The organism is Campylobacter sp. IFREMER_LSEM_CL2101, assembly GCF_025771825.1.
GTDB lineage: Bacteria > Campylobacterota > Campylobacteria > Campylobacterales > Campylobacteraceae > Campylobacter_D > Campylobacter_D lari_C.
On record NZ_JAKMQZ010000004.1, the window covers coordinates 1 to 15,503 of the forward strand.

Consider the following 15,503-nt stretch of genomic DNA (forward strand, 5'->3'; position numbering starts at 1 on the left):
TGTTTTAAGTGTGGAAAGGGTTTAAACAAATATTTGTTTAAACACCAGCTAAAGCTAAAAGATCGCTTACTTTTTCACATTTTTTAAGATCATCACCGCTAATTTGCTTGCCAAGTGAGTTTTTAAATAATACCATGATAGATACAAAAGCTAAGCTATCCCATTCATCAATATCATCTAAAATCATATCTTCTTTTAGTGTTTCATCCATATGCATAGCTTCGCTAATAGCCTCTAGTAATTCTTCTTTAGTCATTTTTTTCTCCTTTATAAATTGAAATTGTATCAGTTTTAAAGTTTTTATCAAAATTTATATAAGCACTCCCCCAGGCATATCCAGCACCAAAAGCACTTAAAATAGCACTAAAATCATTTTTTTGTATTTCACAAAGTAAAGCAGGTAAAGAGCAGGCACTTAAATTAGCATATTTTGACATCAAAAAATTTGGTGCTTTAGAGCTATCAATACCCAAATCATTTATAATAGAATCGACTAAAAATTGATTGGATTGATGCAATAAAAAATAATCCACTTCATCTTTATCTTTTTCACAAAAATCAAGCATTTCTTTTATGCTTTGGCTCTCAAGATTAAGCGCTTGATTAAAAATTTCAGCCCCATCCATGTAAAGATTATCTAAGCTTCTATGCTTATTGGTTTGAAATATTTCTTTATTGGAGCTTTTACTCTCATCAAGTTTAGCAAAAGCTCTATTAGGTATGATGAGTTTATCAAAACCTTCTCCATTAGAATAAAGCTTAAAAAAAGATTTTTCATTTGCACAGCTTATGAGTGTTGCGCTTACTCCATCGCCAAAGATTGGAGCTAAATTTGTATTCAAAGGATTTATGGTTTTACTTAAAGTATCACCACAAATTAATAAAATATTTTTTGCATTTTGATTTTCTAAAAAAGAAAAAGCTATAAATAAGCCATATAAATACCCTGAACACGCTTGATTTACATCAAAAGCTATGGTTTGAGGCTTTAAATTTAATCGTTTGTGAAGATAGTTTGCACATGATGGCATAAAAAAATCAGGTGTTTGTGTAATAAAAATCACCATATCAAGCTCATTTTTATCAAAATCAAGCATTTTAAATAAATTTATACTTGCTTCATAGGCTAAATCTGTTGTGCTAATATTTTCATCAGCGATAAATCTTTCTTGTATGCCTGAAATTTTTTTCATTCTTTTTAGCATTTTGGCATCATTTTGAAAAACATCTTCCAAACAATCATCTATATTTATGCATTTATTAGGCACGCAAACGCTTATGCCCGCTATTTTGGCTTTATTAAAACTAGCTTTCAATTATAAGTCCTTCGTAATTTATCATTTCTTTTTGGATTAGAGCAAAATTTTCTTTTATATTTGCATTTAAACTATATAAAAATTCTAAAAATGGCATATTTCTTTCGCCCTTTTGAAAGTATAAAATACATTCTTTTGTATTAAAATGCAGGTGTAATAATTCTATAGCCTTATATAGCATAATTTTTTCAAGCTTTCTTCCTAAGGCTCTACAACTTATACAAAGATCTTTTATGATTAAATTTGTTTCATCTTTATAAGCTACAAAAATTGCTATAATACCACTATCACTTAATTTATCATTCATGCTTATAGTCAAAATAGCATGTTTTTGCATAAATTCTTCACACTCTTTAAAGCTTAATCTTGAGTAATTTGATATAAATTGATTAGTTTTATTAAGCAGTTGTGAAATTCTTTCAAGTTCATTCGCATAGTTGATATGAAATTTCAAACAAATTTGTAATTTTTCAAAATACTCTTTAGAGCTAAGCTTGCCAAGCTCTTGTCTTTGTAAATTTGCTTTAATATCAGCACTTCTTAACTCATCTTCCTTGCTAAAGCTTGTTTTTAAAAGTCTAGGATAGAGCTTTAAACTATAAGCACTATTTTCATCAGCTAGTAAGGTATTAATATGAAGGTGTGATACATTTTCAATTTCGGCTATATTATCATCAATAAACAACACACTATCAAAAGCTATATTAAAAAAATTTACAATTTCTTTAATATTTTCGTCTTTACTTTTCCAATTAGCCTTGATCATACTAAAATCATCAAGTTGTAATAAAAAGTCTTTTCTTTGTGAAAAAAGTTTTTTTACATCTTTTTCTTCGTTTTTTGAAGCAATGGCGAGTAAAAAACCTTGATTTTTTAAATTTAAAAGCTCACTTTGCAAGGCTTTATGATTGCCAGATAAAGCAAGATTTTCAATGCCATCTTCACCTAAAATTCCTTGGTATAATGTATTATCAAGATCTATGATGATTGCTTTTAAAGTTGGTTGTAAAAAGCTAGGTAGGATTTTTAGTCCTAGAATTTGGGCTAATTTTACACAAGCTTTATTGCTAAGTCTGCTTGCATTTATTTCAAAATTACTATCATCTATGATGAGATTTTCATCTAAAAAGGGCTTTAGTATTTCACAAATACTATATTCTTTTAAGCTTGTATCGCCAAGTAAAAGTGTGATGATAGGAGCGTTGCTAATGCTTGATAGTTCTTGTATTTTTTCTTTGATAAAATCATCTACATTTTTTTTATAATTATTTAAATCTATAAATATGATGTTTAAATCTGCTTTTTGAAAATTATCATAACTTAAACTATCATCATAAGAGCTTATGTTAAATTCAGCCTTTAATCTGCTAAAAGATAAAAATGCATTTAGTATGCTTGAAATCACTTCAAAAGAGTGATTTCTAAAAACATTGATAGTAATTTTTTTATGATGATTTTCTTTGCTAAATTTTATGAGATCATTTCTTTTTAAATTTGGTGAAAAAAGATTCATTTTAGCTCTACCAATTCTATCAATAAATTATTACTCATCATCACAAAGCAAAGTTTTGCAAAATAACTTGCTTTCATTATATCAACAACTATCAAACCATCATTTAAAAGTAAAGATAAATCTTGCTCTATATTTTTGCTTTCATAAGCTATATGATACATTTTAGTTTTATTTTTCAAATAACTATCTAATACACCTTTTTCATTTAAATTTGATAAAAGTTCAAAGCGATATTGAGGAAATAAGTTATTTTTTGGAATAATAAATTCTCCTTTTACTCCCTGTTGTTCGTCTATAAATTCAGCTTCTTTAATAAAACCTAGCTTTTCAAATATTTTTCTTTCATTTTCTAAAGATTTACATGCTACACCTATATGGTGGATTGGTAAATTTAAATTCATTTTTCAAATACCACAGCCATAGTTATAGCATTTTTAAATTTCAAAGCTTTTTCTAAAGAATAGTCATTTGCCATAAAACATTCATATTGTTTTATTTTTAAATTTGCTTCTTTTGCCATTTCAAAAATTTCATTTGGATGTGTAAATAAGTATATATGATCAATTGCAGGTGCGTTGATAGGTATGGTTGCGAAAATTTCACCTTCATCATTTAATAAGTCTTTTGCTCTTTTTAAAAATTCTAAAGGTTGCTCAACATGTTCTAAAACTTCTCCAATTACTATTAAATCAGCCTTTTTGTGAAATTGAAATTGAAAAAAATCTTTACATAAAAATTCACAATTATTAATTAAATTTTTAACTTGATTTTCCACCATATTTTTTGTCAATTCACAACTAGTAGGGGACAAATCTAAACCTAAATAATAATTAAATTTTAAACTTTTAACAGCTTTAGTAAAAAATTCTCCATGTCCTGGACCTATTTCAAAATAATTATCATGTTTGCTTTTTGATTGAAGGTAATTTTCAAAATACTTTCTAACTTTTATATGAGCAATCCAAATATAAGATGAAAGTGCAAGCCCTATCATGTATTTTTTCATATAAGTTTCATTAAAATAGACTTTATCTTTTACTTCTTCAAAACTTTTATATCTGTATGAGTTATTTTCTATGAAATATTTTGTTTCTTCTAAAGTGTCATTAAGTATAGTTAAATAGCATTCGCACTGCTCTTGTAAAGAAATATTATTTTGAAGATAATATGAAATGAGATTTTCAAATTCTATTTCGTCTTCATTTGTTAGACTGATTTTATTTAAATATTTTGCGTGAATTGGATTTTTTATAGCTATTAACTCAAATAAGTTTTTAATATTTTTCATTTTTTACCTTTGATTTGATAGCTTGCAAAAGCTCATTTTGTGATTTTAGCTGACTTAATTCATCTTTGCTAAATTTGACTTCGAATTCTTCTTCTAAGCTCATGATTATATCAATATGATTTAAAGAAGTCCAATTTTTACAATTTTGTATGTTTAAATTTGAGTTTTCATCAACTTTTACTTCTAGTATATTTTCTAAAATTTCATAAAATTTATTTTCCATGATTAATCCTGTAATATAAAAATATTTTTATCTTCATCAAGAGCATTTTTTATCGCTTCTTTGTATTCTTTTGTATGAAATAAACATATAGTTGCACCACCAAAATTTTCGTATATAAAATTTTTTGTTTTTTTAGTAATATAGTTTATATTATCGACATTTGGTAAAGATTTTTTATCTAAATGTCTAACATAAAATTTTATTTTTTTATCATGCATTCTGTTTTGTTCGTCTATTATTTTTCCGTGAAAATCTTTAAAATATCTGTAATCTACTCGGTATTCTTCTTCGATATAATGAGTTAGAGTGTGTCCTGTAGTGCTTCCAAAAAGTATATATTTTCCATTTTCTTGTGTTAAAATATCATACACACAATTTTCTCCAAAACAACTTGTAGTGTCCTTTAAAAACAATTCTTCTTTGGCTCCTTTTATAGCAAAGGAAAATATAGGATCATTGGTGCGTTTTACCCCTGCTTGTTTGCGAAAATATTCATTTAAAGCACCCATGTTAGTTGGAGAATTTAATTTATCATAAACTTCATTTTTACAAAAGCTATAAGTGAATGTAGGCATGATTAAAGTACCTTCTTTGTCTATGACTTCAAAAAAACAATCTAATATAGTTTGTAAAAATTCATTTCTAGGAAGTAAGGGTGTGCCAAAATTAAAAAGTTCAGTATGCACACATAAAATATCGCCTTTTTTGATGCCAAGTTTTTTAAAAGCTTCTATTAGGTCAACATTAGAGTATTTTTTATCATTGTGTTCTAAGAAATATTTCATTTTATTAATCCGTGAAATTTTAATTTTTCTATTAAATCTTTTAATTCATAAGCTTGTATATTTAGCTTTGAGGTTATATCTAAAACATCATTTTTACCATCACAAAAGGCTAGAAAATCAGCTGAGATTGGTTTTTTGGTAATTCCTTGATTTAAAGTATGATATAATCCTCTTTTGCCTAAATTTGGTTCACAAAAAGTTGTGATTTGATAAATTTCATTCGCTTCTAAATTCATAATGATTTCTTGCATGGCTTTTAAGCCACCTTGCAATCCTTCTTCGCTGATGAAATTTAAATCATCCTTGCTAGTGTGGTATTCTTTATAATCACCAAATCTAGTCCTACATACACAAACTATGGGTAAATTTACTAAAGGAGAACAAAACTGTCTTTCGTTGCCACCTCTATATAAAAAACTAAATTCTTTAAAATTATTTTTAACTTTTAAAGTGTGCAAAGCTACTTTGTCTGCTAGGGTATTTTCACTTGGAGTGTGAATGAGTGAGTAAGCATTATCATCACCTATGCAAGAGAGTACAAAACCTGCTTTAGTGTGTTTTTGTAAATGTTTTAAGTGCTTGCTAAGATAAACTATACTTCCTATAGTTTCAGGAGCAAAAACAAAACGATAATTATATTTTCTCTCTTTGAGCTCTAAAAGCCATTTAACTAAAAATACAGCTACCACAGGACCACTTAACTCGTTATTTGCCATAGATGGATGACAAAGGTAAGTAGAGATTAAAATTTCATCTTTTGTTTCTTGCGTGCTAGGTATGAGTAAGTCAGCATAGTTTAAAACCCCATTTTCATGGTGCTTTGCATCTATGAAAACTTTATATTTTCCTTCTTTTAGTTTAATTCTATCTTCATGTTTTATGCAAAAACCCCAACGCCTTTTATAATAGCTTGTCACATAAGGTATGGCATCAGGCATATCCTCTATAGAGTAAAGATGTTCTTGTAAGCTTGCTAGATTAAGCTCTGTGTCTATGCCTGTGCTATAGTTTAATACATGAAGATTATTTTGCTTAAAATCACAAATTTTTTCTCCATCTGGAGTGATGATATAAGCATTGTTTATCTCCCATTCAGCAGGCACCTCCCAGTCAAATACTTTACTTCCACTTGCTATAGAGTGAATTTTTAATATACTCCCACCCATAGCTTCATCAAGTATTTTTAAGCTTTGTCTAAAGCCTTTCCCAGTGATACTTCTGCATATAGGAAAAAGCTCACAAGCTAGCTCATGCATACTTTTACTCACAACAAGCCTTTTTAGTTTCTTCTAAGATCTTAAATAAACTATCTTTAACAAATTGCGCTTCTTTTAGACTCATTTCTTGATGAGCAGGTATGCTAAGCTCGGCTTTATAAAAATTATCCGCATTTTCTAAAAATAAATTTCCATATAAATTTTTATAAAAACTAAACTCATAAGTTGGCTTATAATGCACTTGTACACCTATGCCTAAATTTAATAATTTTTCAAAAATAATCTCTTTTTGGCAATAAAATTCAGGAAAAAGCAAAATAGGGTATAAATGTCTTGAGCTTTTTTTATAATCTTTGATTTTTATAGTGCTAAAATAAGGATTTTTTTCAAATTCTTTATCATAAAAACTTGTGATGATTTCTCTTTTTTCTAGCATATTGTCAAGTTTTTTAAGTTGGTTTATACCTAAAGCACAAGCAACATCACTTAAGCGATAATTATAGCCTAGTTCAATCATATCACTATCCCAAAGCCTTTTTTTGACTATGCCATGACTTCTTAAAAGCTTGATTTTTGAGATTAATTCCTCATCATTGCTAACAACCGCACCACCCTCAAAGGTTGTGATAGGTTTAACCGGATGAAAAGAAAATATGCTCAAATCCCCCATAGAACCTACTTTTTGATTTTTATAAGTAGCACCTAGAGCATGACTTGCATCATCTATTAGTGGGATATTATATTGTTTAGCTAAGGCTAAAATTTCATCCATTTCTACGCTATTTCCCGCAAAATCAACCACGCAAATTGCTCCTATATTAGAGCTATCTTGGCTTAATCTTAAAGCAAGTTTTTTCTCATCAATATTTCCATCACTTTTTACATCTATAAACTCAACCCTAGCACCTGCCATTAAAGCTGCATTTGCAGTTGCAGCAAAGGTAATGGGGGTTGTTAAGACAATTTTATCTTTTACATCTAAAGATAAATACGCAAGGTGTAAAGCAGAAGTAGCTGAATTTAGCACGCAAGCATATTTTACACCTACATATTCACAAAGGGCTTGTTCAAATTCTTCAACCTTTCTTCCACCGGTTAAAAAATCATCTTTTAAAGCCTCGCAAACTACTTGTATGTCTTGCTCGTCGATATTTTGATGAGAATAAGTTATCATTTTTCAAGCTCTGTATGATTTATTATATTTAAAAGCTCTTCTTGGCTAATCCATGATGGATTATTATCTGAGCTATAAGAAAAGCCATTAGAAACTTTTTTGCCCTTTTGCCCTTTTGCATTTATGCTAAAATCAACATTAATGTTATTAAATTGAATACTTGGACTAATAGCATAATAATTTTCAAATTCATAAGTTAAATGACTATCATCACTTGAAATCATAATTTCATGTAGTTTTTCACCCGCTCTTATACCTATGATTTTATGAGTTAAATTAGGAGCCATGGTTTTAGCTAAATCAACGATTTTCATAGAAGGAATTTTTGGTACGAAAATTTCCCCTCCATGCATATAGGCAAAATTATTCAGCACAAAATTAACCCCATCTTCTAAAGATATCCAAAATCTTGTCATTCTCTCATCTGTGATAGGAAGCTCTTTAGCACCTTCATTGATTAGCTTTTTAAAAAATGGTATGACAGAGCCTCTTGAGCCCACTACATTGCCATATCTTGTAACGCTAAATTTAGTATGAGAATTTCCTGCAATGTTGTTTGCTGCTACAAAAAGCTTATCACTTGCAAGCTTTGTAGCTCCGTATAAATTAATAGGATTACATGCTTTATCGGTTGAAAGAGCGATACATTTTTCTACATTATTTTCCAAACACGCATCGATTACATTTTGTGCTCCATGGATATTAGTTTTTATACATTCCATTGGATTATATTCTGCAATTGGTACATGTTTCATAGCAGCTGCATGGATAACAAAATCAACATCTTTCATTGCTATACTCAGTCTTTCTTTATCTCTTACATCGCCTATAAAATAACGCATACAATCATCATTAAATTCTCTTGCCATTTCAAATTGTTTTAACTCATCTCTTGAATAAATGATGATTTTTTTGGGTTTGTATTTTTGAAGTAAAGTTTTAGTATAAGTTTTTCCAAAACTTCCTGTACCACCGGTGATTAAAATGCTTTTTCCATTAAACATATTTATTTTCCTATTACTTGACTAAGTTTTTATATCGGCTGAAAATAAAATTATTTTAAAATTCTTGGTAAAGTTATACCTGTTTGAGCTTGGTATTTACCCTTTTTATCAGCATATGTTACATCACAAGGTTCATCTCCTTGTAAAAATAAAACTTGAGCTATACCCTCATTAGCATAAATTTTAGCAGGTAGTGGGGTTGTGTTTGAAATTTCTATAGTGATATGTCCTTCAAAACCTGGCTCAAAAGGAGTTACATTTACTATAATGCCACATCTTGCATAAGTGCTTTTGCCAAGACAAATTGCTAAAACATCATTTGGCATTTTAAAATACTCAACCGTTCTTGCAAGCGCGAAAGAATTTGCAGGTACTATACATACATCGCCTACAAAATCTACTACATTTTCCTCTACAAAATTTTTAGGATCTACAACAGTGGAATTTACATTAGTAAAAATCTTAAATTCTCTTCCAACTCTTATATCATATCCATAGCTTGAAAGCCCATAACTAACTATACCTTTACCTATATTTGCTTCACAAAATGGCTCTATCATATTGTGCTCTAATGCCATTTTTTTGATCCAATTATCTGCTTTTAAGCCCATTTTTGTCCTTTATAATTAAAGTGAATTTTTAAATTATATCTTAAAATAAAAGTAAAAAATAAATAATTGAAGTTATTTTTAGTATTTTTATATATAATTATAAATTAAGTCTTATAAACAAGGAGAATATATGACAAAAGAAGAAATCAAAGAACTAATGCAACTTTTTGCAGAAGCAAATATAAGCAAGATTAAAATAAAAGAACAAGATGGATTTGAAATAGAACTTGAAAGAGATATGTGTTGTGAATTACCAGCTCCAGCTCCTGTTGCTCCAGCTCCACAACCAATTAACGTAAATGTAGTTAATGAAACCAAAGCAAGCTCAAACTCTTCTAATAAACCAACTATCAACAGTCCTATGGTAGGTACTTTCTATCAAGCTCCAAGCCCGGGTGCAGCACCTTTTGCTAAAGCAGGACAAACTATTAAAAAAGGAAGTACTATAGCAATTATTGAAGCAATGAAAATCATGAATGAAATCGAAGCTGAATATGATTGTAGGATAGTAGAAGTATTAGTTGCAGATGGTCAGCCTGTAGAATTTGGTATGCCTTTATTTGTGGTGGAGAAATTATAAAATGGAAATTAAAAAAGTTTTAATAGCAAATCGTGGAGAAATTGCATTAAGAGCTTTAAGAACTGTAAAAGAAATGGGAAAAAAAGCAATTTGTGTGTATTCTACTGCAGATAAAGATGCTTTGTATTTAAAATATGCTGATGCGAGTATTTGTATAGGAAATGCTAGAAGTTCAGAAAGCTATTTAAATATCCCAGCTATTATTAGTGCAGCTGAAATTAGCGAAGCGGATGCGATTTTTCCAGGATATGGATTTTTAAGTGAAAATCAAAATTTTGTTGAAATTTGTGCAAAACACAACATCAAATTCATAGGCCCTTCAGTAGCTGCTATGGCACTAATGAGTGATAAAAGCAAAGCAAAACAAGTAATGCAAAGAGCAGGCGTGCCTGTAATCCCAGGAAGCGATGGAGCTTTAGGTGGGGTTGAAGCAGCTAAAAAACTTGCTAAAGAAATAGGCTATCCTGTGATTTTAAAAGCAGCAGCAGGTGGTGGTGGCCGTGGTATGCGTGTAGTTGAAGATGAAAAAGATTTGGAAAAAGCTTATTGGTCAGCAGAAAGTGAAGCTATGAGTGCTTTTGGTGATGGCACTATGTATATGGAAAAATATATCCAAAATCCACGTCACATAGAAGTGCAAATCATAGGAGATAGCTTTGGTAATGTGATACATTTGGGTGAGAGAGATTGCTCTATGCAAAGACGCCATCAAAAGCTTATAGAAGAATCTCCTGCAATTTTACTAGATGAAAAAACAAGAGCAAGACTTCATGAAACAGCAGTAAAAGCTGCTAAGGCTATTGATTATGAGGGTGCGGGAACTTTTGAGTTTTTAGTGGATAAAAATTTAGATTTTTATTTTATCGAGATGAATACGCGCTTGCAAGTTGAGCATTGTGTGAGTGAGATGGTAAGTGGGGTGGATATTATCGAACTTATGATTAAAGTAGCAGAAGGGTATCCTTTGCCAAAACAAGAAGAAATTAAACTTAAAGGCCATTCTATAGAATGTAGAATCACTGCCGAAGATTCTAAAACTTTCTTACCTTGTCCAGGTAAAATCACAAAATACGTAGCTCCAGCAGGACGCAATGTAAGAATGGAAAGCCATTGTTATCAAGATTATAGCGTACCTCCTTATTATGATTCTATGATTGGAAAATTAGTCGTTTGGGGAGAAGATAGAAACACAGCTATAGCTAAAATGAAAATAGCCTTGCAAGAGCTTATCGTAGGTGGGATTAAAACAACAAAAGATTTTCATTTAGCGATGATGGATAATGCAGATTTTATCAATAATAATTATGATACAAATTATCTTTCAAGACATTAATTAAGATAGGTTTTAAACCTATCTTAATTCTTCTATATGGGCATTTGCTCTTATTTTATCAAGATGATTTTTTAAGGCTTGTTCTCTTTGGGTTAGGGTGTAGACATTGCTAACTTGATCTTTGATTAAGTCAAATTCGATAGGATTTTTACCATATTTTTCTTTTACAAAATACACTATATAAGCATTTTCGCCATTTAATACCGGAGTAAATTCTCCTATTTTGGTATTATTTAACAAAGCAAGTAATCTTGGATCTATGCTAGCTGCGTTTAAACTAATGGCTTTTGATTTAATTTGAGAATTTTTATACATAGGATTTTGTGCAAGCTGTTGTAAAAGTTCTGGATTAGTAGAATTATAAACAACTAAGTCTATATTTGAAAAAGTGCTAAATTTATCAAGATTGCTTTCATAAAAATGTTTTAGTGTTTCATCATCGATATTGATTTTTGCATTTTGCATTATACTTCTATAAAGTTTTTCTCTTTCAAGATCTTTTTTAATCTTGTTTTTAAAAACTTCAAAACTTAAACCGTCTTTTTCTATCTTTGCTTGCAAACCATTAATGTCAGTTTTATTGCCTTTTGCTATTTGGGCTAATTTTTCATTAAGTTCAAAAGTACTTACATAAATTCCTAGTTTTTTAGCTTCACTTTGTTGAATTTTATCATCTACTAAAAATGCTATAGCTTTTTGTCTATCGTTGGTTTTTAATTCTTTCATGGTTTGTTCTATATCATAAAGAGTAATAGGTTGATTTTCTACTACCATTGCTACGCCACCAAGGGTTTGAGCATATAAAATATTTGCAGCAAAACAACAAGATATTAAAAATTTTCTCATATAAAACCTTTATTTAAGTGTAAATATAGCATTATAACAATAAAAATTTAAAAAAGGTAAAAATATGCAAGAAATCACAACGCGTTTTGCTCCTTCTCCAACAGGATATTTGCACATAGGAGGGCTTAGAACGGCTTTATATAATTATCTTTATGCAAGAAAAAATAAGGGTAAATTTTTATTGCGTATTGAAGATACGGATTTAAAAAGAAATTCACAAGAAGCTACACAAGCTATTATAGAAGCATTTAAATGGTGTGGGCTTGATTATGATGGGACGATTGAGTATCAATCCCAAAGATTTGAAATTTATAAAAAATACATTCAAAAATTACTAGATGAGGGTAAGGCTTATTATTGTTATATGAGCAAAGAAGAGCTTGATGAGTTAAGAGCTAAGCAAGAAGCAGCCAAAGAGCGCCCAAAATATGATGGTAGATATAGAGATTTTAAAGGAACTCCCCCAAGTGGTATTGAGCCTGTAGTGCGTATAAAAGCACCACAAAGTGGAGAGATCAAATTTATAGATGGTATTAAAGGCGAGGTTAGTTTTAAGGCTGAAGATATTTTAGATGATTTTGTAATTGCAAGAAGCGATGGTAGCCCAATTTATAATTTAACTGTTGTAATTGATGATGCACTAATGGGTGTGAGTGATGTTATAAGAGGGGATGATCATTTATCAAATACCCCAAAACAAATCGTTCTTTATGAGGCACTAGGCTTTAAAATTCCTAAATTTTATCATGTGGCTATGATACATGGTGAAGATGGTAAAAAACTTTCTAAGCGTCATGGAGCAACTGATGTGATGGAGTATAAAAATATGGGGATTTTACCTCAAGCCCTACTAAATTTTTTAGTGCGTCTTGGTTGGAGTCATGGCGATGATGAAATTTTTTCTTTAGAAAGTATGCAAGAGCTTTTTGATCCAAATCATATTAATAAAAGTGCTTCTTGTTATAATTTTAAAAAGCTAGAATGGCTTAATGCTCATTATATTAAAACTTTACCTTTTGAAGAAATCAATAGACAATTAAAAGATTTAGGTTTTGATTTGAGTCAGTATGAAAAAGCAGGCTTTTTGCTAGATATGTTAAGAGAGAGAGCTAAAACCTTACATGATATTATTAGTGGGGCTAAAGTGTTACTAAATGACCCAAAAGAATACGATCAAAAGGCTGTAGATAAATTTCTTAATGTAACAAATTTAACTTATTTGGAAAAATACGCTATGGTTTTAAATGAGCAAAAAAATGCTTGCGAATTTGAAGAATTAACTAATCAATTCTTAGAAGAAAATAATCTTAAGTTAAAAGATCTAGCTCAAGCTATACGCATTGCACTTACTGGAAGTTCGGTAAGTCCTAGTATATTTGAAGTATTAGAATTTTTAGGAGTGCAAAAAGCTAAGCTTAGAATAGAAAATTTACTAACTTACATGAAGGAGAAATAATGAATTTAAAAGAAGAGGCTTTAGAGTACCACCTAGGTGGTAAAGTAGATATTATTGCTAGAAAGCCTATGGATAGTGCGCATGATTTGTCTTTAGCTTATTCTCCAGGGGTTGCTGAACCTTGTGTTGAGATAGCAAAAGATGAAACTTTGGCTTATAAATACACTAATAAAGCTAATTTAGTTGCCATAGTAAGTGATGGTAGCGCGGTTTTGGGACTTGGCAATATAGGAGCAAGCGCAAGTAAGCCTGTGATGGAAGGAAAGGCTTGTCTGTTTAAAAAATTTGCTAATGTTAATGCTTATGATTTAGAAATTAATGCTCATAGTGTAGATGAGATTGTTACATTTTGTAAAGCTATAGCACCTACCTTTGGAGGAATTAATTTAGAAGATATTTCAGCACCAAAATGCTTTGAAATAGAAGCTGCTTTGCAAGATCTTGGAATTCCTGTAATGCATGATGATCAACATGGTACAGCAATCATTTCTACAGCAGGATTAATGAATGCTATGGAAATTAGTGGTAAAAAATTTGAAGATATTAAAGTAGTAGTAAGTGGTGCGGGTGCAGCAGGTATTGCAAGTGCTAGAATGTATAGAAATTTAGGGGTTAAAAATATCGTTTTAGTAGATAGTAAAGGTGTGATTAATACCCAAAGAGATGATTTAAATAAATACAAACTAGAATTTGTAAGCGATACCAAAGATAGTACTTTAAGAGAGGCCTTAAAAGGTGCTGATGTGTTTTTGGGTTTAAGCGCACCTAAGATTTTAGATGATGAGATGATTTTAAGTATGGCTAAAGATCCTGTGATTTTTGCACTAGCTAATCCTGTGCCTGAAGTAATGCCTGAAGATGTTAAAAGGGTTAGAAATGATGCTATAGTTGGAACAGGTAGAAGTGATTATCCAAATCAAATTAACAATGTTTTAGGTTTTCCTTTTATTTTTAGAGGAGCCTTGGATGTAAAAGCGACTAAAATCACTGAAAATATGAAAGTAGCTGCTGCTAAAGCTTTGGCTGATTTAGCTAAGCTTGAAGTAACTGATGAGGTAAAACAAGCTTATGGAGTAGAAGAGCTTAGCTTTGGTAGAGATTATGTGATACCAAAACCATTTGATAGCAGGGTAAAAGCTGTAGTTAGTGCTGCTGTGGCAAAAGCTGCGGTTGAAGATGGAGTGGCTTTGGTAAAAGAATTTGACTATCAAAAATATCTAGCAAGCTTACAATAGTTTTTATAGATTAAGTTTTATTTAAAATATTTTTTTGAATAAAACTTAATTTTTATTTTTAATCTTTCAATTTGACTTTTCTATTATTTTAATTTTTTACTTAATAATCTAAGATTACAAAATAATTTTTTACAATAAATGTTAAATTTTGATATAAATTTTAGTATTGATTATATTTTTAATTAAATTAATTTATATTTAAGATATTTTTTTATAGGATACTAATACTTAATCATAGAAAGGCTAAGATGGTTTTTGGAAAGATAGATTATCTTAATTTACTCCCTTTGCATATCTATCTTAAAAAAACAGCTTTTCCTAGCTATGTTAAGCAAACTACAGAATACAAAAAAGGGGTTCCTAGTAAGCTAAATCGCCATTTGTATTTTAGACGCATTGACGCAGCGATTATTTCAAGTATTGAAAGTCGTAGAAAAAAATACAAAACCTTAAATGTGGGAATTTGCGCAAGCAAAAAGGTAAAAAGCGTTTTAGTGAAAAAACATTCTCAAAGCAAAGAAGATGCAAGTTCTGCAACTTCTAATGCTCTTGCAAAAGTTTTAAAGCAAAAAGGGGAGGTTATCATCGGTGATAAGGCTTTAAAACTTTATTTGCAAAATCCAAAAGATTATATTGATTTGTGTGAATTATGGTATGAAAAAACAAAATTACCTTTTGTTTTTGCACGTTTTTCTTGTGTTAAAAATTTTTCTATTTATAAAAAAATGATGAAAAATTTCACAAAAAGTAAAATTTTCATTCCGCAATATATTTTGCTAGATTATTCTAAATCAAGAAATCTTTCTCAAAAGGAAATTAGCGCATATTTAAAGCTAATTTATTACAAAATAGGAACAAAGGAGCAAATGGCGCTAAAAAAATTTTTAGCTAAAACAAACAGCAAGATACTATAAAAAGGACA

17 protein-coding genes are annotated in these 15,503 nt (G+C 29.9%); 5 read left to right on the plus strand and 12 right to left on the minus strand.

Features of this window, described 5'->3' with window-relative positions:
- Nucleotides 1–37: 37 nt before the first annotated feature.
- The 11 genes from L8V88_RS03340 to dcd are packed head-to-tail and all read right to left on the minus strand — an operon-like array spanning nt 38 to nt 9,131.
- Nucleotides 38–256: an acyl carrier protein gene (locus L8V88_RS03340; RefSeq protein ID WP_214100219.1), complete on the minus strand. Its 219-nt coding sequence runs from the start codon at nt 254–256 to the stop codon at nt 38–40.
- Entirely contained in the window at nt 249–1,316 is a 1,068-nt protein-coding gene (locus L8V88_RS03345; RefSeq protein WP_263726784.1) for a beta-ketoacyl-ACP synthase III, read from the minus strand. The genes L8V88_RS03340 and L8V88_RS03345 overlap by 8 nt, the downstream gene beginning before the upstream one ends.
- A complete protein-coding gene (locus L8V88_RS03350; RefSeq protein ID WP_263726786.1) occupies nt 1,306–2,829 on the minus strand; it encodes an HAD-IIIC family phosphatase in 1,524 nt (507 codons plus the stop codon). Before L8V88_RS03350 ends, L8V88_RS03345 begins: the two co-directional genes overlap by 11 nt.
- Entirely contained in the window at nt 2,826–3,230 is a 405-nt protein-coding gene (locus L8V88_RS03355) for a VOC family protein (protein ID WP_263726787.1), read from the minus strand. The genes L8V88_RS03350 and L8V88_RS03355 overlap by 4 nt, the downstream gene beginning before the upstream one ends.
- A complete protein-coding gene (locus tag L8V88_RS03360; RefSeq protein WP_263726789.1) occupies nt 3,227–4,117 on the minus strand; it encodes a class I SAM-dependent methyltransferase in 891 nt (296 codons plus the stop codon). Before L8V88_RS03360 ends, L8V88_RS03355 begins: the two co-directional genes overlap by 4 nt.
- Nucleotides 4,104–4,340, minus strand: coding sequence for an acyl carrier protein (locus L8V88_RS03365; protein WP_263726791.1), 237 nt, complete (start codon nt 4,338–4,340; stop codon nt 4,104–4,106). The genes L8V88_RS03360 and L8V88_RS03365 overlap by 14 nt, the downstream gene beginning before the upstream one ends.
- Before the next feature lie 2 nt (nt 4,341–4,342).
- A complete protein-coding gene (locus L8V88_RS03370; RefSeq protein ID WP_263726792.1) occupies nt 4,343–5,125 on the minus strand; it encodes an AAC(3) family N-acetyltransferase in 783 nt (260 codons plus the stop codon).
- Nucleotides 5,122–6,381 (minus strand): DUF4910 domain-containing protein, encoded by a 1,260-nt coding sequence (locus L8V88_RS03375; RefSeq protein ID WP_263726954.1) that lies wholly within the window; start codon nt 6,379–6,381, stop codon nt 5,122–5,124. The genes L8V88_RS03370 and L8V88_RS03375 overlap by 4 nt, the downstream gene beginning before the upstream one ends.
- A gap of 4 nt (nt 6,382–6,385) precedes the next feature.
- A complete protein-coding gene (gene pseC, locus L8V88_RS03380) occupies nt 6,386–7,516 on the minus strand; it encodes a UDP-4-amino-4,6-dideoxy-N-acetyl-beta-L-altrosamine transaminase (protein WP_263726793.1) in 1,131 nt (376 codons plus the stop codon).
- Nucleotides 7,513–8,520 (minus strand): UDP-N-acetylglucosamine 4,6-dehydratase (inverting), encoded by a 1,008-nt coding sequence (gene pseB / locus L8V88_RS03385; protein WP_263726795.1) that lies wholly within the window; start codon nt 8,518–8,520, stop codon nt 7,513–7,515. The genes pseC and pseB overlap by 4 nt, the downstream gene beginning before the upstream one ends.
- Nucleotides 8,521–8,570: 50 nt before the next feature.
- Nucleotides 8,571–9,131 (minus strand): dCTP deaminase, encoded by a 561-nt coding sequence (dcd, locus tag L8V88_RS03390; protein ID WP_012661997.1) that lies wholly within the window; start codon nt 9,129–9,131, stop codon nt 8,571–8,573.
- A gap of 130 nt (nt 9,132–9,261) precedes the next feature.
- Here dcd and accB point away from each other — a divergent pair, with 130 nt between their 5' ends.
- Both accB and L8V88_RS03400 read left to right on the plus strand, forming a co-directional pair.
- Nucleotides 9,262–9,711, plus strand: coding sequence for an acetyl-CoA carboxylase biotin carboxyl carrier protein (gene accB, locus L8V88_RS03395; protein WP_039626958.1), 450 nt, complete (start codon nt 9,262–9,264; stop codon nt 9,709–9,711).
- Nucleotide 9,712: 1 nt separating this feature from the next.
- Complete coding sequence (locus L8V88_RS03400; RefSeq protein ID WP_039619123.1) at nt 9,713–11,044, plus strand: acetyl-CoA carboxylase biotin carboxylase subunit; 1,332 nt, start codon at nt 9,713–9,715, stop codon at nt 11,042–11,044.
- An 18-nt stretch (nt 11,045–11,062) separates the two neighbouring features.
- Here the strand turns inward: L8V88_RS03400 and L8V88_RS03405 are convergent, their stop codons facing one another.
- Nucleotides 11,063–11,890 (minus strand): peptidylprolyl isomerase, encoded by an 828-nt coding sequence (locus L8V88_RS03405; protein ID WP_263723824.1) that lies wholly within the window; start codon nt 11,888–11,890, stop codon nt 11,063–11,065.
- 64 nt (nt 11,891–11,954) lie between these two features.
- Between L8V88_RS03405 and gltX the strand changes: the two genes are divergently transcribed.
- From gltX to L8V88_RS03420, 3 genes are all read left to right on the plus strand, one after another.
- Nucleotides 11,955–13,346 carry a glutamate--tRNA ligase gene (gltX, locus tag L8V88_RS03410; protein WP_263726796.1) on the plus strand — a complete coding sequence of 464 codons (1,392 nt, stop codon included), beginning with the start codon at nt 11,955–11,957 and terminating at the stop codon, nt 13,344–13,346.
- Entirely contained in the window at nt 13,346–14,581 is a 1,236-nt protein-coding gene (locus L8V88_RS03415) for a malate oxidoreductase (protein WP_039628903.1), read from the plus strand. The genes gltX and L8V88_RS03415 overlap by 1 nt, the downstream gene beginning before the upstream one ends.
- Nucleotides 14,582–14,829: 248 nt before the next feature.
- Nucleotides 14,830–15,495, plus strand: a complete 666-nt coding sequence (locus L8V88_RS03420; protein WP_039626949.1) for a 6-amino-6-deoxyfutalosine synthase — start codon at nt 14,830–14,832, stop codon at nt 15,493–15,495.
- Nucleotides 15,496–15,503 lie beyond the last annotated feature (8 nt).